At 60.7% G+C, this 19,701-nt stretch carries 20 protein-coding genes; 7 read left to right on the forward strand and 13 right to left on the reverse strand.

Annotated elements, in window-relative coordinates:
• Window positions 1–28: 28 nt before the first annotated feature.
• Window positions 29–1,096 (reverse strand): cysteine synthase A, encoded by a 1,068-nt coding sequence (cysK, locus tag ACRY08_RS05970; protein ID WP_432448977.1) that lies wholly within the window; start codon window positions 1,094–1,096, stop codon window positions 29–31.
• Between the two features lie 363 nt (window positions 1,097–1,459).
• Here cysK and ptsP point away from each other — a divergent pair, with 363 nt between their 5' ends.
• A complete protein-coding gene (ptsP, locus tag ACRY08_RS05975) occupies window positions 1,460–3,709 on the forward strand; it encodes a phosphoenolpyruvate--protein phosphotransferase (protein ID WP_432448978.1) in 2,250 nt (749 codons plus the stop codon).
• A gap of 87 nt (window positions 3,710–3,796) precedes the next feature.
• Window positions 3,797–4,180, forward strand: a complete 384-nt coding sequence (locus ACRY08_RS05980; protein WP_432448979.1) for a hypothetical protein — start codon at window positions 3,797–3,799, stop codon at window positions 4,178–4,180.
• Here ACRY08_RS05980 and ACRY08_RS05985 read toward each other — a convergent pair.
• Window positions 4,137–4,658 carry a GNAT family N-acetyltransferase gene (locus ACRY08_RS05985; protein ID WP_432449607.1) on the reverse strand — a complete coding sequence of 174 codons (522 nt, stop codon included), beginning with the start codon at window positions 4,656–4,658 and terminating at the stop codon, window positions 4,137–4,139. The genes ACRY08_RS05980 and ACRY08_RS05985 overlap by 44 nt on opposite strands.
• A gap of 84 nt (window positions 4,659–4,742) precedes the next feature.
• Between ACRY08_RS05985 and ACRY08_RS05990 the strand changes: the two genes are divergently transcribed.
• Complete coding sequence (locus tag ACRY08_RS05990) at window positions 4,743–5,348, forward strand: flavin reductase family protein (protein WP_432448980.1); 606 nt, start codon at window positions 4,743–4,745, stop codon at window positions 5,346–5,348.
• Between the two features lie 99 nt (window positions 5,349–5,447).
• Entirely contained in the window at window positions 5,448–6,113 is a 666-nt protein-coding gene (locus tag ACRY08_RS05995; protein WP_432448981.1) for a CatB-related O-acetyltransferase, read from the forward strand.
• Here ACRY08_RS05995 and ACRY08_RS06000 read toward each other — a convergent pair.
• Window positions 6,110–7,705, reverse strand: coding sequence for a SulP family inorganic anion transporter (locus ACRY08_RS06000; protein WP_432449608.1), 1,596 nt, complete (start codon window positions 7,703–7,705; stop codon window positions 6,110–6,112). The genes ACRY08_RS05995 and ACRY08_RS06000 overlap by 4 nt on opposite strands.
• 193 nt (window positions 7,706–7,898) lie before the next feature.
• Between ACRY08_RS06000 and ACRY08_RS06005 the strand changes: the two genes are divergently transcribed.
• From ACRY08_RS06005 to ACRY08_RS06015, 3 genes are read left to right on the forward strand one after another with little or no spacing between them, the layout of a single operon-like run.
• Complete coding sequence (locus ACRY08_RS06005; RefSeq protein WP_432448982.1) at window positions 7,899–8,768, forward strand: S-methyl-5'-thioadenosine phosphorylase; 870 nt, start codon at window positions 7,899–7,901, stop codon at window positions 8,766–8,768.
• Window positions 8,765–9,793 (forward strand): DUF418 domain-containing protein, encoded by a 1,029-nt coding sequence (locus tag ACRY08_RS06010; protein WP_432448983.1) that lies wholly within the window; start codon window positions 8,765–8,767, stop codon window positions 9,791–9,793. The genes ACRY08_RS06005 and ACRY08_RS06010 overlap by 4 nt, the downstream gene beginning before the upstream one ends.
• Complete coding sequence (locus ACRY08_RS06015; protein WP_432448984.1) at window positions 9,790–10,320, forward strand: adenine phosphoribosyltransferase; 531 nt, start codon at window positions 9,790–9,792, stop codon at window positions 10,318–10,320. Before ACRY08_RS06010 ends, ACRY08_RS06015 begins: the two co-directional genes overlap by 4 nt.
• Before the next feature lie 278 nt (window positions 10,321–10,598).
• Here the strand turns inward: ACRY08_RS06015 and ACRY08_RS06020 are convergent, their stop codons facing one another.
• The 10 genes from ACRY08_RS06020 to coxB all read right to left on the reverse strand — a co-directional run bounded on the left by ACRY08_RS06020 (window position 10,599) and on the right by coxB (window position 19,583).
• Window positions 10,599–12,005, reverse strand: coding sequence for an FAD-binding oxidoreductase (locus tag ACRY08_RS06020; protein ID WP_432448985.1), 1,407 nt, complete (start codon window positions 12,003–12,005; stop codon window positions 10,599–10,601).
• A 110-nt stretch (window positions 12,006–12,115) separates the two neighbouring features.
• Window positions 12,116–12,700, reverse strand: coding sequence for a GNAT family N-acetyltransferase (locus ACRY08_RS06025; protein ID WP_432448986.1), 585 nt, complete (start codon window positions 12,698–12,700; stop codon window positions 12,116–12,118).
• Entirely contained in the window at window positions 12,700–13,962 is a 1,263-nt protein-coding gene (locus ACRY08_RS06030; protein ID WP_432448987.1) for a M16 family metallopeptidase, read from the reverse strand. The genes ACRY08_RS06025 and ACRY08_RS06030 overlap by 1 nt, the downstream gene beginning before the upstream one ends.
• Window positions 13,959–15,356, reverse strand: a complete 1,398-nt coding sequence (thrC, locus tag ACRY08_RS06035; RefSeq protein ID WP_432448988.1) for a threonine synthase — start codon at window positions 15,354–15,356, stop codon at window positions 13,959–13,961. Before thrC ends, ACRY08_RS06030 begins: the two co-directional genes overlap by 4 nt.
• Before the next feature lie 14 nt (window positions 15,357–15,370).
• Complete coding sequence (locus ACRY08_RS06040; protein ID WP_432448989.1) at window positions 15,371–16,039, reverse strand: SURF1 family protein; 669 nt, start codon at window positions 16,037–16,039, stop codon at window positions 15,371–15,373.
• A gap of 74 nt (window positions 16,040–16,113) precedes the next feature.
• On the reverse strand, window positions 16,114–16,914 hold the full coding sequence (locus ACRY08_RS06045) for a cytochrome c oxidase subunit 3 (protein WP_432448990.1): 801 nt from the start codon (window positions 16,912–16,914) through the stop codon (window positions 16,114–16,116).
• A gap of 27 nt (window positions 16,915–16,941) precedes the next feature.
• The gene (locus ACRY08_RS06050; protein ID WP_432448991.1) at window positions 16,942–17,517 is read right to left on the reverse strand and encodes a cytochrome c oxidase assembly protein; all 576 of its coding nucleotides are present in this window, start codon (window positions 17,515–17,517) and stop codon (window positions 16,942–16,944) included.
• The gene (locus ACRY08_RS06055; RefSeq protein WP_432448992.1) at window positions 17,514–17,687 is read right to left on the reverse strand and encodes a hypothetical protein; all 174 of its coding nucleotides are present in this window, start codon (window positions 17,685–17,687) and stop codon (window positions 17,514–17,516) included. The genes ACRY08_RS06050 and ACRY08_RS06055 overlap by 4 nt, the downstream gene beginning before the upstream one ends.
• Window positions 17,687–18,631 carry a heme o synthase gene (gene cyoE / locus ACRY08_RS06060; RefSeq protein WP_432448993.1) on the reverse strand — a complete coding sequence of 315 codons (945 nt, stop codon included), beginning with the start codon at window positions 18,629–18,631 and terminating at the stop codon, window positions 17,687–17,689. Before cyoE ends, ACRY08_RS06055 begins: the two co-directional genes overlap by 1 nt.
• Window positions 18,632–18,725: 94 nt before the next feature.
• Window positions 18,726–19,583 carry a cytochrome c oxidase subunit II gene (coxB, locus tag ACRY08_RS06065; protein ID WP_432448994.1) on the reverse strand — a complete coding sequence of 286 codons (858 nt, stop codon included), beginning with the start codon at window positions 19,581–19,583 and terminating at the stop codon, window positions 18,726–18,728.
• Between the last annotated feature and the right edge of the window lie 118 nt (window positions 19,584–19,701).

Below are 19,701 nucleotides of genomic sequence, written 5' to 3' on the forward strand. Positions count from 1 at the left end.
GGTGGCCAGCACAGGTGGCAAGTGACGCCTACATCTGCCCGTAAGGCGTCGAGCGCGAGATTTCGAGTTCTTCGTCGCTCATCACCTCTTCCACGCCTTCAAACAAGGGCGTCGAGAGATAGCGTTCGCCGGTATCCGGCAGCATGACGAGGATGTTGGCGCCTTTGGGGGCATCCTTGGCCACCTCAATCGCGGTGGCGAAGGTAGCCCCGGCCGAGATGCCGACGAAAATGCCTTCCTCGGCGGCCAGACGTTGGGACCACTTGATGCCGTCCGGGCCGGGGACCGAGGTCAGCTCGTCATAAAGCCCGCCATCCAGCGCCTCTTGCAGCACGTGGGGGATGAAGTCCGGGGTCCAGCCCTGAATGGGGTGCGGGTTGAAATCCGGGTGGCCTTCGGTGGGCTGGCCTGCATCGTTACGGGTGTTCACATAGCCCGAGGCGACAAGGGCTGCATTGGCCGGTTCGGTCAGGATGATCTTGGTGTCGGGGCGTTCGCGCTTCAACACACGCCCGATGCCCGTCACCGTGCCGCCGGTGCCATAGCCGGTGACCAGATAGTCCAGCCGTTCGCCCTCGAAATCGGCAAGGATTTCGCGCGCCGTGGTGTTTTCGTGGATATCGGCATTGGCGTCGGTTTCAAACTGGCTGGCGAGGAACCAGCCGTTGGCCTCGGCCAGCTCTTTGGCCTTGGAATACATGCCAAAGCCTTTCAGCTCTTTGGGCGTCAGAACGACCTTCGCGCCAAGGAAACGCATCAGCTTGCGCCGCTCGACCGAGAAGCTTTCGGCCATGGTCACAACCAGCGGATACCCCTTGGCCGCGCAGACCATGGCGAGCCCGATGCCGGTGTTGCCGGACGTGGCCTCGACCACCGTTTGGCCGGGCTTCAGCGCTCCGCTCGCTTCGGCCGCTTCAATGATATTCAGCGCAAGGCGGTCTTTCACCGAACCCGCCGGGTTGAATGCCTCCATCTTCACAAAGATATTCACGCCCTCGGGCGCAATGCGGTTGATGCGGATCACGGGCGTGTCGCCCACCGTGTCCAGAATGCTGTCGTAGCGCGTGCCACGCCCGTTTGTCTGACGCGTTGCCATGGAAATTCCTTTCGCAATCACTGTATGTTGCAAGTCTTGCATCAATTTAGGTCTGTTGGCGTGGTCCGAAAACCTAATCGCCGCAAAAAGACCGATATTCGCCCCACCCGATGGCAGGCAGGCGTTTGTCCCGACAATACCCTCTGCCCGGAGTTCCCGTTCCGCCCAGTTTTGCCGAAGGTTTCAGCGCTGCGGGTTTATTTTGCCCGTTCTCCAACCAAATCGGCAGGCGCGCGGGATTTCGCCGAAAATACGTTACGTGTTTCTGGCATAGCGGGAAGACAGCAGATACGATGGGCGGGAAAACGATGCGCCCGGCCCAAGATCCAACGCAAGACATCGTGACAACAGGGAATGGTGAAGATGGCAGAAAGCCAACAAAGCGACAGTCGCAAGCTTCTGGTCTCCTTGCGCGAAACCCTTGCGGCAGCGTCCGAGGGGCAGGAACGGCTGGACCGGATCACATCCCTGATCGCGGAAAGCCTTGGGGTCGAAGTGTGCTCGATTTACCTGTTTCGTGACAGTGAAACGCTGGAGCTTTGTGCCACCGAAGGTCTGAAAGCGGAAGCTGTGCACCAGACGCGTCTGCGTGTGGGCGAAGGGCTTGTGGGGCGCGTGGCCCGCCGGGGCCGCGTGATCAATACCGAAGACGCACCGTCAGAGCGTGGTTTCCGCTATATGCCGGAAACCGGCGAAGAGATCTATTCCAGCTTCCTGGGCGTGCCGATCCAACGGCTTGGCGAAAAGCTGGGCGTGTTGGTCATCCAGTCGAAAGAATCCCGCGTGTTCTCGGCAGACGAGCTTTATGGCGTCGAGGTGGTCGCCATGGTGTTGGCCGAAATGACCGAGCTGGGCGCCTTTATCGGCGAAGGCGAGGCTATGGGCGCACTGCACCAGCGCCCGGCGACATTCACGGGCGGCGTTGGACAGGAAGGTGCGGCTGAAGGTCATGTCTGGCTGCACGAACCGCGCGTGGTTGTCACAAATCCGGTCGCGGACGACCCCGAGGTTGAACTGACCCGCCTGACCGACGCGGTGGATGAGCTGCGCGTGTCGGTTGACGAAATGCTGGAAAACGCCCGCACCAAAGACAAAGAGCAGATGCAGGTTCTGGAAGCCTACCGCATGTTTGCCAACTCCAAGGGCTGGATGCGGCGGATGACCGAGGATATCTCGCGCGGGCTGTCCGCCGAAGCGGCGGTTGAAAAAGAGCAATCGGCGGCGCGTGCGCGCATGGGACAGGTGCCCGATGCCTATCTGCGCGAACGTCTGCATGACCTTGATGATCTCTCGAACCGCCTTTTGCGCATCCTGACCGGTCAGGGCAAGGATACCGGCGCCGAGATGCCTGAAAACCCGATTTTGATCGCCACCAATATCGGGCCGGGCGAGCTTCTGGAATATGGCCGGGGGCTGCGTGGCATCGTGCTTGAGGAAGGCTCGGTCGCCAGTCACGCCGCGATTGTGGCGCGCGCCTTTGCGATCCCCTTGATCATTCAGGCGGGCCATATCTCGACCGAGGCACTGAACGGCGATCACATCCTTGTGGATGGGGAAAATGGCGTGGTACATCTGCGCCCGGAAGACGAGATTATCTCGGCCTTTCGCGACAAGATGGCCATGGAAGCCAAGCAGCAGGAACGCTATCGCAGCCTGCGTGACAAGCCCGCCATGGGGCTGTGCGGCACGGAGGTCAAGCTGCATATGAATGCAGGCCTTATGGCCGATCTGCCGTCGTTGGAAAGCTCTGGTGCGGCCGGGGTTGGCCTGTTTCGGACCGAACTTCAGTTCCTGACCGTGGACCGTGTGCCGCGCAGGGGCGATCTGGCCGCCACCTATGCCCGCGTGATGGACGCGGCGCAAGGCAAACGCGTGACCTTCCGCACGCTGGATATCGGGTCCGACAAGGTGCTGCCTTACATGAACCCGCTGGATGAACCGAACCCCGCCCTTGGGTGGCGCGCGATCCGCGTGGGTTTGGACAAACCCGGCGTCATGCGCATGCAGTTGCAGGCGCTGATCCGCGCGGCAGCCGGGCGGCGGTTGACCGTCATGTTTCCCTTCATCGCGCAGATGGACGAGTTTCGTGACGCACGCGAAATGCTGCTGGCCGAGATCGAACGCGAACGGGCCTTGGGCCACATCCTGCCCGAGAAGGTTGAGATCGGCGCGATGCTCGAGACCCCCTCGATGGTCTTCGCGCCCCAGCAATTCTTTGAAATGGCCGATTTCATCTCGATCGGTGGCAATGACCTGAAGCAGTTCTTCTATGCCGCGGATCGCGAAAACGAACGGGTGCGGCGGCGCTATGACACGCTGAACGTGTCTTTCCTGAACCTGATCGAGGAAATCGTGACCCGTTGCGATGCGGCGCGCACACCGCTGAGTTTCTGTGGCGAAGACGCAGGCCGGCCGATTGAAGCCGTTTGCTTCGCGGCGATCGGGATGCGGCATTTGTCGATGCGTCCGGCTTCGATCGGGCCGGTGAAACACCTGATCCGGCGCACCAATCTAGAAGACCTGAAACAGCTGATCGACGATGTGCGCCTGTCGGGTGAGCAATCCGTGCGTCCGGCTGTTCTGGATTGGATGACCAACAGAAAACCGTCCTGACGGGATCACATTCAGATTTCAGCTGGCAGGTTTAGCGAATCTTCAGAAAGATCGAACAAAATAAGAACAGCAACGAGGAGAATCCCTATGCTGTTTCGAATTTTGGTCACTGGCATCTTCACAGGCACCCTTGCTGCCATCGCGGCATTTGCGCATGGATACGGGGCCATTCTTTCCCTGCTGGCCTATGCAGGCTTTGGCGCCATGGCAGTTGTTGGCATGGGCGTCTTGTCGCTTTTCGCCCCCAAGAAACCTGCCCCCTTTCATGAATGGCAACTGGCACGCGCCCGATCAGAACGGGCTGGTGCCCTGTGGCATCCGCTTGCAGGACCTCTGCCGCGCAAAAGCGTGATTTGGCAGGATCGGCTGGATCGGCTCGACCAGAACACCCCTTCGAAAGGGGCGCCGGCCATCGTGTTCTCGTCTGTCAGAAGCGCGCAGGCCCGTTCAGACGCTGCACATCACCGCTGACGCCCTGCCAGTGGCCCCGCTCTTGCGCATGACCCAGCACCCGATCCGGGTTGGTGGGGGGCGGCATGACAATCCCGTCAAGCTGCGTGAACCCAAAACGCCGGTAATAAGGGGCGTCGCCAACCAGCATAACGCGGTGCCATCCCTTGCGCGCCGCAATGGCCAGACTGTCGGTGATCAACTGACCACCCAACCCCTCGCCCTGCCGTGTCGGGTGCACGGCAACCGGCCCCAATAGCAACGCATCATGGCTTTTCGCCTCAACCTGGCCCGGCACGATACGAACCGGCCAATACCGAATGGCACCTGCCAAAATGCCGTCCACGTCGCGCGCGACAAGCGACAGCGCTGCGACCGGATCAACCCCGTCACGCAGGCGGTAAGACGACAAGGCCTCGCGCCCCGGTGCAAAACACAGGTCATAGAGCGCCTCGACCTCCCACCAGTCCTCATCTGTTTCCGGTGCCAGATAATACAGCGCTTCGTCCCCGTCTTGCCCTGACTTGCTTTGTTCTGCTCTCCTGCTATCACGTCAAGCATATGAAACGGAAGGGAGAAGCCGGTGTTCTATCAACCGAAACAGGGCCACGGGTTGGCGCATAATCCCTTCAACGCGCTGATCGTGCCTCGCCCGATCGCTTGGATTTCAACGCGCAGCGAAGACGGATCGGAAAACCTTGCGCCCTATTCGTTTTTCAACGGCGTGGCCTATGACCCGCCACAGGTGATGTTTGCCACCACCTCAGGCAAAAACGATCGCGAGCTGGGCAAAGACACGCTTGATAATATTCGTCAGACGGGCGTGTTCTGCGTGCATATGGTGGGCGAGGAGCTGACAGAGGCGATGAACATCTCTGCTGCTGCCTTTCCCCGCGACAGGGACGAAATCACCGAAACCGGGCTGTCACGTGCCGAATGCACCACCATCGCGGCCTCTTATCTGCCTGCCGCCCCGGCTGCACTGGAATGTAAGCTCACACAGATCACCCGCCTGCCGGGCGCAGACAACCACGTCTGTTTCGGAGAGGTCATAGGCGTTCACCTGCGCGATGACTGCATCAAGGATGGCCTGTTTGACATCACACAAGCCCGCCCCTTGGCCCGGCTGGGCTATCGCGACTACACGGTGGTAACCGAAAGCTTCACCCTGAACCGCCCGGGCGAATAGACGCGGCGCCCCCCGCCTGCTATGCTGGTGCCCCAACCATGGAGGGTGAGATGAACAAAACGGCCTGATGTCTTCAAATCAATTCTTGTAGGAGCACATATGCCGTATTCTCTGCCCGACGCCACGCGCGTCCACCCCGTGACCCTGCCCGATGGTTCGATCCACAAGGGCACGGTTTTCCTGTCATCCGTCATTGATCAGTCCAACATAGACGTGGGCGCTTTCACCTATGCGTCGGATTTCGATCCTCCACCACCCGGTGGCTGGGCCGCGCGCCTCGCCCCCTATCACTTCCCGATGTCCAAGGGGCAACTGAGCATCGGCAAGTTTTGCCAGATTGCCCATGGGGTGCGGTTCATCACCGCCGCCGCCAATCACGCCTATTCAGGGCTGACCAGTTATCCGTTTGGCATTTTCGCGCTGGAGCACGAGGTGATGGCCCAACCTGACAGCCGAGATACAAAGATCGGGCATGATGTGTGGCTGGGCTTTGGTGCGATTGTCTGCCCGGCGGTCACCATCGGCAATGGCGCCATCATTGGGGCCGGGACCGTGGTGCGCTCGGACGTGCCGGATTACGCAATTGTCGCGGGCAACCCGGCAGAAATCGTCAAAATGCGCCTGTCCTCCAATGACATCGAACGGATGAACCAGCTGGCATGGTGGGACTGGCCCATCGACCAGATCGCCCGTGCGCGGGGTGCGCTGGAAGCAGGCGATCTGGATAGATTGGAGGTCATGGCGGCCCAGAACCCGGGGGCTTAGTGGCCGCCCAGAATTCCGGTTTTCACCGAGTAATCCACGGCGACCTCGTAATCGGGGTCGTCGTCGCTGTCGACAACAAGGTGACCTGCTTTGGTCAAAAGGTCGTGGCAATCACGGCTCAGATGGCGCAGCTGCGCCTTCTTGCCCAGCGCTTCATATTTCAGCGCGACCGCCTCGATCGCCTGCAGCGCGGATTGGTCCACCACGCGCGAGCGGGCAAATTCGATCACCACCAGATCCGGGTCATTCTTGACGTCGAAAAGCTCAATGAACCCGTCGGCCGACCCGAAAAACAGCGGGCCTTCAACGTCATAGACTTTGGCGTCGCCCTCGATGCGGGTCACCGCATGAATACGGGCCGCCGCGTTCCAGGCATAAGCCAGCGCCGATACGATCACGCCGACCACCACGGCGACCGCAAGGTCTTCATAGACGGTCACAGCAGTCACAAGAAGGATCACAAAAGCATCCGTGCGCGGCACGCGGCGCAGAATTTTCAACGAATTCCAAGCGAATGTGCCGATCACCACCATGAACATCACGCCGACCAAAGCCGCCAGCGGGATCATCTCGATCCAGCTTGAGGCCGCAACGATGAAGAGCAAAAGGAAGATCGCCGCCGCGATCCCGGCAATGCGTGTCCGCCCGCCCGAACGCACGTTGATCATCGACTGGCCGATCATGGCACAGCCGCCCATACCCCCGAAGAACCCGGTGATCACGTTGGACGTGCCTTGCGCGATACATTCCTGCGATGCGCCGCCGCGCTGGCCGGTCATTTCGCCCACAAGGTTCAGGGTCAGAAGGCTTTCGATCAGGCCAATAGCCGCCAAAATCACGGCATAGGGCAGGATGATCCAGAAGGTTTCAAGGGTGAGTGGCGCAAGTGCGGTGCCATAAAGCCCTTCGCCCGTGCCAAACGGGTTGTGGAAGCTGGGCAGGCTGCCCTTGATCGACGCCATATCGCCCACGGTGGGCACGTCGATCCCGAAGACAATCACGAGCCCGGCAACGACGCCAATGCCCGCCAGCGGTGCGGGAATGATCGAGGTCAGCTTGGGCAGCCCCCAAATGATCAGCATGGTCAGGCCCACAAGGCCCAACATCATGTATAGCTGCATGCCCGACAGCCACGCCTCGGTGTTGTCGGGGTCTTTGAACTGGGTCATCTGGGCCAGGAAAATCACAATCGCCAGCCCGTTCACAAAGCCCAGCATCACCGGGTGCGGCACGAGCCGGATGAACTTGCCCCAGTGCATAACGCCTGCAAAAACCTGCAGCAGGCCCATCAGAACGACCGTGGCAAAGAGGTATTCGACCCCATGTTCGGCAACCAGCGCCACCATGACCACAGCCAACGCCCCGGTCGCGCCCGAAATCATGCCCGGACGGCCACCAATCAACGCGGTGATCAGCCCAACCATGAAGGCCGCGTAAAGCCCGACCAGCGGGTGCACGCCGGCCACGAAGGCAAAGGCCACGGCCTCGGGCACCAGGGCCAGGGCCACGGTCAGGCCAGACAGCACCTCGGTCTTGATACGCGAAGGTGTCAGCTCGTCATTCGGCGACAAGCGCAGATCAGGACGTTCAATACGATTGGCAAAGCTTGCCAGCAGGGCTCGGGCCACGGGATTACCTCATGCAGGGAGTTGTTCGCGATGGCGCTGTCTAACGGCTTCGCGGCCATCGGGCAATGCCTCAGATGCGAAGCCAACTTGCAATTGTCGCATGGTAACAGACGCGTCCGCACGTTAGGGTGCAAAAAACAGCAGTCAGGAGGCACGAATGGACACCCATATCGGGATCATCGGCGGGTCCGGCATCTACGAGATGGACGGGCTGGAAGACGCGGCTTGGATCGATGTGGACAGCCCTTGGGGCGCCCCATCGGACCAGATTCTGACAGGCAAGCTTGACGGTGTGTTCATGTCATTCCTGCCCCGGCACGGGCGGGGTCATGTGCACAGCCCGTCAGATGTGCCCTACCGCGCCAATATCGACGCGCTCAAGCGGATCGGGGTGACGGATGTGATCAGCGTCTCGGCCTGCGGGTCCTTTCGCGAAGACATGGCACCGGGTGATTTTGTCATGGTCGATCAGTTCATTGACCGAACTTTTGCACGTGCCAAAAGCTTCTTTGGGTCGGGCTGCGTGGCCCATGTGGGCTTTGCCCATCCCACCTGCCCACGCCTGTCTGCCGCCTGCGCAGATGCGGCCCGCGCGGCGGGTGTCACAGTGCACGAGGGCGGCACCTATCTGGCGATGGAAGGCCCGCAGTTCTCGACACTGGCCGAAAGCCGGATGTATCGCGACCAGTGGGGGGCGCATGTAATTGGCATGACCAACATGCCCGAAGCGAAACTCGCCCGCGAGGCCGAGCTTTGCTACGCCTCGGTCGCGATGGTCACGGATTACGACTGCTGGCACCCGGACCATGACGAGGTGGACGTGGCGCAGGTGATCGCGACACTCACAGGCAATGGCGACAAGGCCAAGCGCATGGTGGCCGGGCTGCCCGCGCGTCTGGGCGCCGGTCGCACACCCTGCCCGCATGGCTGTGACCGGGCGCTGGATATGGCGATCATGACCGCACCGGACAAGCGTGATCCGGCGCTTCTAAGCAAGCTGGATGCTGTGGCTGGGAGAGTGATTTGAACCGACTTCATGGTATAGACATTGCCCGCTATGCCGCCTTTGTGGGCATGGTTCTGGTCAACTTTCGGCTTGCCGCAGAAGTTGGGTCCGGCCCCGGCATCGGCACGTTGATCACCGACAATCTGGAAGGGCGCGCGGCGGCGCTTTTTGTCGTTCTGGCAGGCGTTGGAGCCAGCCTTGGGCGCGCGGCGTGGCATGTGACCCTGCGCCGTGCCACGTTCCTGTTTGTCATTGGCATGATGAATATGGTGATTTTCGACGCGGATATCCTGCATTTCTATGCCCTCTATTTCGTCGTCGCCATCGGGTTCATGTCGCGTTCAAACCGCGGGCTTTTGGTGGGTGTGGCCGGGTTCATCGCAATCGCGCTGGCCGCGCAGCTTTGGTTGGATTTCGATCGGGGCTGGAACTGGGACACGCTGAGTTACACCGGGTTTTGGACGATTGAAGGCTTCTTGCGGCATTCGCTCTACAATGGTTGGCACCCGGTGTTTCCATGGGTGTCTTTCCTTTTGTGGGGCATGTGGCTGGGCAGGCAATCCTTGGGAAAACCGTTGGTTCAAATCCTGATGATCCTTGGCGGCGCCTTGGTGGCTGTGGCCGCACATCTGGCCAGTTCGGTGTTGATCCATGACCCCGAGATCGGCGCGTTGATGACAACCGAACCCATTCCAGCTGGCCCACTTTACATGCTGGCAGGCGGTGCTACCGCCACATCAGCGTTAGGCGCGTTCCTGTTGATCACACCCGCGCTTCTGGCCCTGCCTCTGGTGCGGCGGCTGTGCGATGCGATGATTGTCGCCGGACGCCAGACCCTGACGCATTACGTGGCGCATATCCTGATCGGCATGGGCACGCTGGAGGCCATGGGGTTGTTGGGCGGCGCGCTTGGACCTGCGCAGATATTCTGGATATCGCTTGGCTATTGCGCATTTGCCGCGTTGTTCAGCTGGCTATGGTCGCATAAGTTCAAACGCGGTCCATTAGAGGCCGCAATGCGCCTGATTACCGAGGGGAAAACATGAATACCGTCCGCGACTATATCCGCACCATTGTCGACTTCCCGCATGAGGGCATTCTGTTTCGCGATGTCACCACGCTTTTTGCGGACCCGCGCGGGTTTCGCATGGCGGTGGACCAGATGCTGCACCCCTATGCGGGCATGCAGATTGACAAGGTGGTTGGGCTTGAGGCGCGCGGGTTCATCTTGGGCGGCGCGATTGCGCATCAACTGACCCTTGGTTTTGTGCCCATTCGCAAGAAAGGCAAACTGCCCGGCGCAACCCTGTCACAGGCTTATACGCTGGAATATGGCGAAGCGGTGATGGAGGTGCATGACGACGCCATCCAGCCCGGAGAACGCGTGCTGCTGGTGGATGACCTTCTGGCCACGGGTGGCACCGCCGAAGCCGGCATCAAATTGATTGAACGGCTGGGCGGCGAAATCGTTGGCTGTTCTTTCATCGTGGACCTGCCAGAGCTGGGCGGGCGCCAGAAGCTGGAAGAATTTGGCATGGACGTGAATGTTTTATGCGAGTTCGAAGGGTTGTGAACCTCCCGTTAACCTTCTCGCTCTAATCATACCCCTGCCTGATGGGAGATCAGGCGCTGCTTGTGCACACGTAACCAACGTGCGACGCCCTGCCTCCACCCCGGCAGGGCGTCATGCCGTTTAAGGCCATGTTTCAAAGCATGAGGCAGCTGCCTGTGATCCGGGCGGCGGCGGCTCAAAGCAAGCTTTGAGCCTGCATGGTATCTGGTGGCTCACTTCGTGAGCCTTTGGCGCCCGGACCGGCCTGCAGCGCAGTCCTGACCGGTCAGCTCTGGCTGTCAGGTGGGGAAAATCACGCCGGGGTTCATGATCCCCTTGGGATCAAGCGCCTGTTTGATCGCGCGCATCGCGGTCAGGCGGGCAGGATCGCCATATTGCGCCAGTTCATGGGTTTTCATCCGCCCGACCCCATGCTCTGCGCTGAACGATCCCCCATGATCATGCACCAGATCATAGACACAACGCCGCACGGCATCGCGCATTGCCACGAAATCCCGTTTAGACGCGCCCTCTGGCGCAAACACGTTGTAGTGCAGATTGCCGTCCCCAAGATGCCCAAAAGCGTTCACGCGAAACGGCGCGATCTCTGCCAAAGCCGCATCCGCCCGCGTCAGGAACGTGGGGATTTCCGACAATGGAAGCGACACATCATGCGAACTGATCGCGCCGATTGCCCTGTTGGCCAGCGGGATCTCTTCACGCAGCTTCCACAGGGCTGCACTTTGCGCCTCTGACTGCGCAATCACGCCATCTGCGCACATCCCCTGTGTCTGTGCCTCTTCAAACAGCGAAAGCAACACGGCCTCGGGATCCTGATCACGCCCCAATCCCAGCTCGATCAGCACCGACCAGTCAGGCGCTTCACGAAAGGGCTGAGGCCCGCCCAACCCTGTTTCAGACAGAAAGTGAAGGCTGGTGCCCTTGATCAGCTCAAAGGCGCTGACACCCTGCGCCACGCGCCCCTGCAGCATGGACAAAAGCGCCAGGGCGGCGGTTGGGTCGGACACAGTCAAAAGCGCAACACCGGTGCGTTCGGGGCGGGCAAACAAACGCAGGCTTGCCGCCGTGATCACTCCCAACGTGCCTTCCGCCCCGCACATAAGACCACGCAGATCATAGCCCGTATTGTCCTTGCGCAGGCGCTTCAACCCGTGATGCACGGAACCATCCGGCAACACGGCCTCGACCCCAAGACACAGGTCGCGCGCCGTGCCATAGCGCAACACGTTCAGCCCGCCCGCATTGGTCGACAGACAGCCGCCGATCCGACACGACCCTTCCGAAGCAAGAGACAGTGGAAAAAGCCGCCCCGCATCCCGCGCCGCGTCCTGCACATCGGCCAGAATGGCCCCGGCTTCGGCGATCATCACGTTTTCCGACGGGTGAACCGCACGGATGCGGGTCATACGTTCAAGGCTTAGCACCACGGGGTTTGCATCCGGCATCACCTGCCCGCCAACCAGCCCCGTACCGCCACCAAAGGGCACAACGGGCACGCCCCCCGCATGGCAGGCCCGCAAAAGAGCCGCCACCTCTTCGCTGGATCCAGGCGCCACCAGCAATCCGCCCTTGCCCTGAAACAACCCGCGCGGCTCTTCCAGATAGGACGCCGTCAAAGGGCGGAATGCCGCGTCAGGCAACAGCCCGCGCAACTTGGCTTCAAACGCTGCGTCAGCTGAAGTCAAACCCGTCCCCTTTTTCGTGTCTCAAACATCCAAAAGCCACGCGGCACGTGCAGCCACCGCGACCGGGGATCGCCACCCGACGCGGGTGGGCATCGGCCGCGAAACCAAGATCACCCCGCCTGCGTGCGCCCGCGTCGATCTGAGCGCAGATTGGCATAGAGCACATGATTGCGCCAGCGTCCGTTGATCTGCAAATAGCTCTGCGCCACGCCTTCGTATTTGTAGCCGACCTTTTCAAGAACCCCACGCGAGGCTGCGTTTTCCGGCAGGCACCCGGCCTCGAGCCGCGACAGGTCCAGCTCGTTGAAGGCGTAGTGCACCAAGGCTTCCAACCCTTCGCGCATATACCCCATGCGCGCGAAGCGTTCGCCGACCCAATAACCGGTGGTGCCAGCTTGCGACGGCCCACGACGAATATTGTCCAGCGTGATTGCCCCCAGAAGCGCGCCGTCTTCGCGACGAAACATGAAAAGTGGAAGTGCGGTGCCACCAGCGACCGAGCGATTGGCCCAGTAAACGCGATTTGTGAAAGACTTACGTGTCAGGTGATCGGTGGCCCAGCTGGGTTCCCATGGGCTTAGAAAGTCGCGGCTGGCCATGCGCAGGGCGGCCCACATGCGATAGTCACCATGGCTTGGCGGCCGCAGCGTCATGCGCGCCGTTTCAATGCGCACCTTTCTGGGGCGCGAGAACATCAGGCCGCACGCCTTTCCAGCAATGCCTCCAGGCTTTCAGCTTTTGAGGCCGGGCCATAGACGGCCATGGCCATCGGTGCGCGGGTCAGGCTTTCACCAAAGGCCGTCAGATCACCCAGTGTGACCGCTTCGATCTTGGCGATGGTCTCGCTTAGGCTGGGCACATGTCCCCAGATACCCACAAGCCGCGCCATGCGTTCGGCCCGCGCAGAGGGGCTTTCCAACCCCATCAACAGCCCGGCTTTCATCTGCGTGCGTGCGCGGTCCAGCTCGCGCTCGGACATGTCAGATGCCGCGCGTTTCAGCTCGTCAATGCAAAGGGCCGACAGGGCCGCGATGTCATTGCCCGAGGTGCCTGCATAAAGCGTCATCATGCCGGTGTCGTCATAGGCGCCCAGCTGCGAGAAGATCGAATAGCACAGCCCGCGTTTTTCACGCACCTCCTGGAACAGGCGCGAGGACATGCCGCCGCCCAATGCCGAAGAATAAAGCTGGGCCGCATAAAACCCGTCATCGCGGTAAGAAGGCGCTTCGAAGCCAAGGGTGAAATGCACTTGTTCGAGCGTGTCATTCACCTCGACCCGCGCGCCAGAATGCCAGCGCGCTATATCTGCCACCGGGGTCACGCGGGATTTGAGATGGCCAAAAGCGGCCTCGGCCAGTCGCAGCACCTCGTCATGATCCACCGCGCCGGCGGCCGACAGGATCAGCTGGTCGGGGCCGTAATGCTGGTCGACGAAACCCGACAGGTCATCGCGACCAAAACTTTGCACCCGCTCTGCTGGGCCCAGAATGGTGCGCCCGATGGGTTGGTCGGGAAAGGCCGCTTCCTGCAGCCAGTCAAAGACCACGTCATCAGGGGTATCCAGTGCCTGTCCGATTTCCTGCAAGATCACGCCGCGCTCGGTCTCGATCTCGCCCGCGTCAAAAACCGGGTTCAGCACGATGTCGGAAATCACATCAAGCCCCAGCGCCACGTCGTCTTTCAAAACGCGCACGTAGTAGGCCGTGACCTCGCGCGAGGTATAGGCGTTGATATAACCGCCCACATCCTCGATCGCCTCGGCAATCTCCAGCGCGGACCGCTTCTTCGTGCCCTTGAACGCCATATGTTCAAGGAAATGAGCGATGCCGTTTTGGGACGGTGTCTCATGCCGCCCTCCGGCCATCACCCAAACGCCAAGGGCAGCGCTTTCCAGCCCCGGCATGTGTTCTGTGACGACGCGCACGCCGTTGGGAAGTTGGTCCAGACGCACGCTCATGCAGGGGTGGCCTTTCCGGTGCGCTCCATGATCAACGCTTTCAGCGCGTCCAGATCATTGGCCACGCGGGTCATGCGTTCGTCTCGGTCAAACAGGTCTGCCATATGGGGCGGCAAGGGCGCGTCCTGCCCGCAGGCGTCTTTCACGGCTGCCGGGAATTTCGCGGGATGCGCGGTGGCCAGCGTGACCATGGGGCTGTCGCCCAAGTGTTCGTTTGCAACCTTCACACCCACGGCGGAATGCGGACACAGCACTTCGCCGGTGGTGGCAAAGCTTGTCTTGATCTGCGCCATGGTTTCATCTTCGGAGGCTCGACCCGAGGTGAACTGCTCGCGCAGATACTCCATCGCGCCCTGGCTGATCGAGAAGCCGCCGTCTTTCAGGTCATCCATCTGACCGGCCACCGCCGCGCCATCACGACCATAGGCATCAAACAGCGCGCGTTCAAAGTTCGACGACACCTGAATGTCCATCGACGGGCTGATCGAGGGCGTGACGCCCGCCTTGGTATAGGCGCCCGTTTCCATCGTGCGGTGCAGAATGTCGTTCTGGTTCGTAGCAATCACCAGCTGGTCGATGGGCAGGCCCATCTTCTTGGCGATATAGCCCGCGAAAATGTCACCGAAATTGCCGGTGGGCACGGTGAAGCTGATCTTGCGATGTGGTGCGCCCAGCGACACGGCGGACGAGAAGTAATATACCACCTGCGCCAGAACACGCGCCCAGTTGATCGAGTTCACACCGGCCAGTTTCACGCCATCGCGGAAATCAAAGTCGTTGAACATGTCCTTGAGGCGGGCCTGACAATCGTCGAAATCCCCGTCAACGGCCAACGCATGCACGTTCGATTCCGACGGCGTGGTCATCTGGCGACGCTGCACCTCTGACACGCGACCATGGGGGAAGAGGATGAACACATCCACCGCATCCAGCCCCTTGAAGGCTTCAATGGCAGCCGACCCGGTATCGCCCGAGGTTGCGCCCACGATGGTCACCTTCTCGCCGCGACGGCTGAGTGCTGCTTGAAAAAGCTGACCGATCAGTTGCATTGCGAAATCTTTGAAGGCCAGCGTCGGGCCGTGGAAGAGTTCCAGCAGAAAATGGTTTGGCCCCAGCTGTACCAAAGGCGCGCGGGCGTCGTGACCGAAACCCTCATAAGCTTTGGCGATGATCTCTTTGAACGCGTCATCCGTGAAGCTGTCGCCCACAAATGGCTGCATCACGCGAAAGGCAATCTCCTCGTAAGGCAGGCCTGCAAGTGCTGCGATCTCATCCTTCGACATGGTCGGGATGGTCTCGGGCACATAGAGGCCACCATCGCGCGCAAGGCCGGTCAGCATGGCCTCTTCAAAGCTCAGTACAGGGGCGTCACCACGGGTCGAGATATAGCGCATCGAATTTGAGTCCTTCAGGAGTTTCGGCGCTTCTTACGCCAAAGCAGGGTGAGTGTCATCACTGACCATGTCAGCGCCAGTAAAAACCATGTGCCGGCATATTCAAGATGGCGGTTGGGAACACCTTCGGAGGTGACAGGCAGCGGCAAAACACGCGCCTCGGGCGGAGTCATCTGGCGGGTGATGACAAGAAGCGGCTTGGTGTTCAGTGTGTCGGCCATCTGGTCAAGGTCGCGGGCGAACCACGTGTTGCCCGCCACATCATTGTCAGGGGTCGAGCTGCGACGGTCGTCCGGCCAATGCAGGTTGCCTTCGATGGTGACCGGACCAGTGGGCACCGGTGGCAATTCATCCGCCACACGGATGAAACCGCGGTCGATCAGGATCGCGCCCTGATCGGTCTGCAAGGGTGAAATCAGGCGATACCCCGCGCCCGCCTGTTTGGTCGAGACCAGCACGCGCAGGGTGCCGCCGCCGAACTGGCCCGCGACCATGACCGGCAGATAGGTGTCGCGCGCTTTGTCGGGCGCTTGTGGCAGCGCGACCGGGTCGGCCGCGATGCGGGCGTCGATCTGGGCCAGCACGCCCTCTTTCCACTGAAGGCGTTGCACCTGCCATGTGCCCAGCCCGATGAACAGGGCCAGGACGGCGAGGCTTAGAAAGATGGTGATCGCGTTGCGCATGTGAGGACCCGAAAGAAGAAAGGCGCGAAGGTTTCCCCTCGCGCCCATTCATTAGGACTAATCGCAGGTCAGGTTCAACCGCCCCAGATGTAAACGGCTGCAAAGAGGAACAGCCAGACAACGTCAACGAAGTGCCAGTACCAGGCCGCCGCTTCGAAACCGACATGGCTTTCCGGGGTGAAGTGACCCTTCATCGCGCGCAAAAGGCAGATGAACAGGAAGATGGTGCCGACGATCACGTGGAAGCCGTGAAAGCCCGTCGCCATGAAGAAGTTCACACCATAGATGTTGCCTGCGAAGTCAAAGGCTGCGTGGCTATATTCATAGGCCTGAAAACCGGTGAAAATAACACCCAGGATCACCGACAGGGCCAGACCCCAGACCAGATCCTTGCGGTTGTTCTCATGGGCAATCGCGTGGTGAGCCCAGGTCACGGCGCAGCCCGACAAAAGCAGGATCAGCGTGTTGATCAGCGGCAGGTGCCAGGGGTCAAAGGTCTCGATGCCCGCGGGGGGCCAGACGCCATCAATAGCGGGCGAACCTTCGGTCATCGGGTACATGGCGTGTTTGAAGAAGGACCAGAACCATGTGACGAAGAACATCACCTCGGACATGATGAACAGGATCACGCCATAGCGCAGGCCGATTTTCACAACCGATGTGTGGTCGCCGGTTTCGCCTTCATGCACCACGTCCGACCACCAGGCGAACATGACGTAAAGAACGCCGGCCAGACCGGCAAAGAACATCCAAGGTGTGCCATTGGCCATCCACTGAACGGCGCCAAACAGCATGACGAAACCCGCCACGGCACCCAGGAACGGGTTCACCGAAGGCGGAAGAATGTGATAATCGTGGTTTTTTGCATGTGCCATAAGCGTCTAGTCCCTGTTCTTCTGGCGTCAGTTATTCACGGCCGTCGCGGCGGGCGCAAGCTGCGCCACCTCGTCCGGCAATTCGGTTTCATGGAACGTGTAGGACAATGTGATTGCATTCACATATTTGGCCTCACGGTCCTCGATGATTTCGGGGTCCACGTAGAAGGTGACCGGCATGGTCACACGTTCGCCCGGTTGCAGCACCTGCTGTTCAAAGCAGAAGCAGTCAATCTTGGTGAAAAAGCCACCCGCCGAGAAGGGGGCGACATTGTAGCTGGCGGTGCCGGCCACGGGGCGGTCTGTGGGGTTATAGGCCTCGTAAAAGGCCAGACCGGTTTCGCCCAGACGGATTTCCATCTCGTGCTGGACGGGTTTGAACTCCCACGGCATGCCGCGTTCTTTCGAGGCGTCAAAGCGCACCAGAACCTTGCGGTCCAACACCACGTCCGAAGCCTGTTCAGCCACGCCTGTCACGCCGCCAAAGCCCGTCACCCGGCAGAACCAGTCATAAAACGGCACAGCCGCCCAGCTGAGCGATCCCATCAGGATCACCACGCCGACCATCTTGGCCGCTGTTTTATGGTGCTGGGTCAGGCTCATTCGCTGGCCTCAGTTGTTGCGGCGGGGTTTGCTTCCGGCTGATAGAGCTCGCCAACCTTGGCCACGGTCAGCCCGTAGACAAGGGCCACAAAGCCCACCAATACGACACCCAGCCCGACATTGCGCGACAAGCGGCGCTGATGCATTTCATGCTCTGCCTTGATCGCCATCAGCCCCAGCCTCCCAGACCAAAGGGTTTCAGCGAGGCTTCAATCAGAAGCGCGCCGTAGTGCAAAAACAGGTAGGCCAGTGACAGCTTAAACAAGCCGCGTTCCGCCTTGTGGCTGTCTGCTTCGCTGTCTGCATCCGTGCGGCGGAACACGTCCCACGCGCCTTTGATGAACAGGGCGTTCAGCACCAGCGCAATCACCATATAGGTGGGGCCACCGACCGAGGTCAGGCCCAGCGCGATGGCGACAGCGGCCAGCGCGAACGTATAGCCAAGAATATGGTTTCGGGTGGCTTTACGACCGTGGGTCACGGTCAGCATGGGCACGCCCGCGTTGGCATAGTCCCCCTTGGTGAACAGAGCCAGCGCCCAGAAATGGGGCGGCGTCCACGCGAAGGTCAAAGCGAACATCAACACGCTTTCGATCGAGATCCCGCCAGTGGCCACAGCCCAACCGATCATCGGAGGGAAGGCCCCCGCCGCGCCACCGATCACGATGTTCTGCGGGGTCCAGCGTTTCAGCCACATCGTGTAGATCACGACATAGAAGAAGATGGTGAAGGCCAGCAAAGCTGCTGCCATGAAGTTGGAAGCCAGTCCCAGCATCACCACAGCCATCACCGACAGGGCGATACCAATGGCGAAGGCCTCGCCCTCTTCCACCTTGCCCGACGGGATGGGGCGCGAGAGCGTGCGCTTCATCTTGCGGTCGATATCGGCGTCCCACCACATGTTCAGCGCGCCCGAAGCGCCGCCGCCCACGGCGATGAACAGGATCGAGGCCAGCCCAACCACCGGGTTCACACCCACGGGGGCCACCAGCAGACCAACAAAGGCGGTGAACACCACCAACGACATGACGCGCGGCTTCAGAAGCGCGAAATAATCGCCAAACCCGGCCTCGCCGGTGTCGGTCTTGGTGCTTTGTATGCTGGCGTCGCTCATGTCAGGTTCAGCTCTGGCTATGCGTTTTGCTTGCACGAACCGCCCCCTGTGGGGCGGCTGCAGGTCGAAGCGGCCGGGCCGCTCCGGTCACGGTTCAGTTGGCCGAGGCGATCTGTACGGTCGGCGCGGTGGTCGCGTTGCCGGCATATTCTTCGATCGCGCCTTTCAGCCAAGCGTCATACTCTGCCTGGCTTACGGCTTTCACGGTGATCGGCATATAGGCATGGTCCTTGCCGCAAAGTTCCGAACACTGGCCGAAATAGATGCCTTCCTTGCCTTCGTCGACTTCGAACCACAGCTCGGCCAGACGACCGGGAACAGCATCCTGCTTCACGCCAAAGGCCGGGATGGTCCAGGAGTGGATCACGTCAGCAGCCGTCACCTGCATCACAACCTTCTTGCCGGTCGGCACCACGACAGCGGTGTCGGTGGCCAGCAGATAGTCGCTCTGCTCATATCCGTTTTCTTCCAGAGCCGATTTATCCAGCAGGAAGCTGTCGAACCCAAACTCGTGCTCGGGATATTCATAGCCCCAGTACCACTGGTAGCCCGTCACCTTGATGACAACGTCGCCCTTGGGGATCACCTGTTGCTGGAACAGAACCGGCAACGAGAAGGCCCCGATGAACACCAGAATGACAACCGGGATCAGGGTCCATGCGATTTCAATCGGCGTATTGTGCGAGAAGGTCGCGGGCTCGGGGTTGGCGCGGCGGTTGTGGCGCACGATCACCCAAAGCAAAAGCGCTGTCACGAAAAGCGAGATCGCGATGATGATCACGTTGATCAGCCCGTCCAGCCCCTGTGCGGCCTCGGCAATGTTGGTGGCTGCGGGCTGGAACCCGATGGCGCCGTCGACCGGCTTACCGATCACTTCCAGGTTCTCTTGTGCCATAGCGGCGCCTGCGGTCATCATTGCTGTAGCAGTGGCGAAAAGGCTGCTGAAACGCATCATATTCGTCTTTCTCTTCCCTGTGCGGCGCGGCCCGACCCCGGCTCTTCCCGGATCAGGCTTCATCCCGCTCTAACCTCTCCCGCGCATGGGGGCGCGGGAATCCCTTGTTTCTCAC

It is taken from the genome of Aliiroseovarius marinus (genome assembly GCF_050881025.1).
Lineage (GTDB): Bacteria > Pseudomonadota > Alphaproteobacteria > Rhodobacterales > Rhodobacteraceae > Aliiroseovarius > Aliiroseovarius marinus_A.

Coding starts and splice junctions, on each gene's coding strand:
- cysK (WP_432448977.1), bottom strand. CDS start 1,096: ATGGCAACGCGTCAGACAAACGGGCGTGGCACGCGCTACGACAGCATT.
- ptsP (WP_432448978.1), top strand. CDS start 1,460: ATGGCAGAAAGCCAACAAAGCGACAGTCGCAAGCTTCTGGTCTCCTTG.
- ACRY08_RS05980 (WP_432448979.1), top strand. CDS start 3,797: ATGCTGTTTCGAATTTTGGTCACTGGCATCTTCACAGGCACCCTTGCT.
- ACRY08_RS05995 (WP_432448981.1), top strand. CDS start 5,448: ATGCCGTATTCTCTGCCCGACGCCACGCGCGTCCACCCCGTGACCCTG.
- ACRY08_RS06005 (WP_432448982.1), top strand. CDS start 7,899: ATGGACACCCATATCGGGATCATCGGCGGGTCCGGCATCTACGAGATG.
- ACRY08_RS06015 (WP_432448984.1), top strand. CDS start 9,790: ATGAATACCGTCCGCGACTATATCCGCACCATTGTCGACTTCCCGCAT.
- ACRY08_RS06025 (WP_432448986.1), bottom strand. CDS start 12,700: ATGTTCTCGCGCCCCAGAAAGGTGCGCATTGAAACGGCGCGCATGACG.
- ACRY08_RS06030 (WP_432448987.1), bottom strand. CDS start 13,962: ATGAGCGTGCGTCTGGACCAACTTCCCAACGGCGTGCGCGTCGTCACA.
- thrC (WP_432448988.1), bottom strand. CDS start 15,356: ATGCGCTATATCTCGACCCGTGGTGACGCCCCTGTACTGAGCTTTGAA.
- ACRY08_RS06040 (WP_432448989.1), bottom strand. CDS start 16,039: ATGCGCAACGCGATCACCATCTTTCTAAGCCTCGCCGTCCTGGCCCTG.
- ACRY08_RS06045 (WP_432448990.1), bottom strand. CDS start 16,914: ATGGCACATGCAAAAAACCACGATTATCACATTCTTCCGCCTTCGGTG.
- ACRY08_RS06050 (WP_432448991.1), bottom strand. CDS start 17,517: ATGAGCCTGACCCAGCACCATAAAACAGCGGCCAAGATGGTCGGCGTG.
- ACRY08_RS06055 (WP_432448992.1), bottom strand. CDS start 17,687: ATGGCGATCAAGGCAGAGCATGAAATGCATCAGCGCCGCTTGTCGCGC.
- cyoE (WP_432448993.1), bottom strand. CDS start 18,631: ATGAGCGACGCCAGCATACAAAGCACCAAGACCGACACCGGCGAGGCC.
- coxB (WP_432448994.1), bottom strand. CDS start 19,583: ATGCGTTTCAGCAGCCTTTTCGCCACTGCTACAGCAATGATGACCGCA.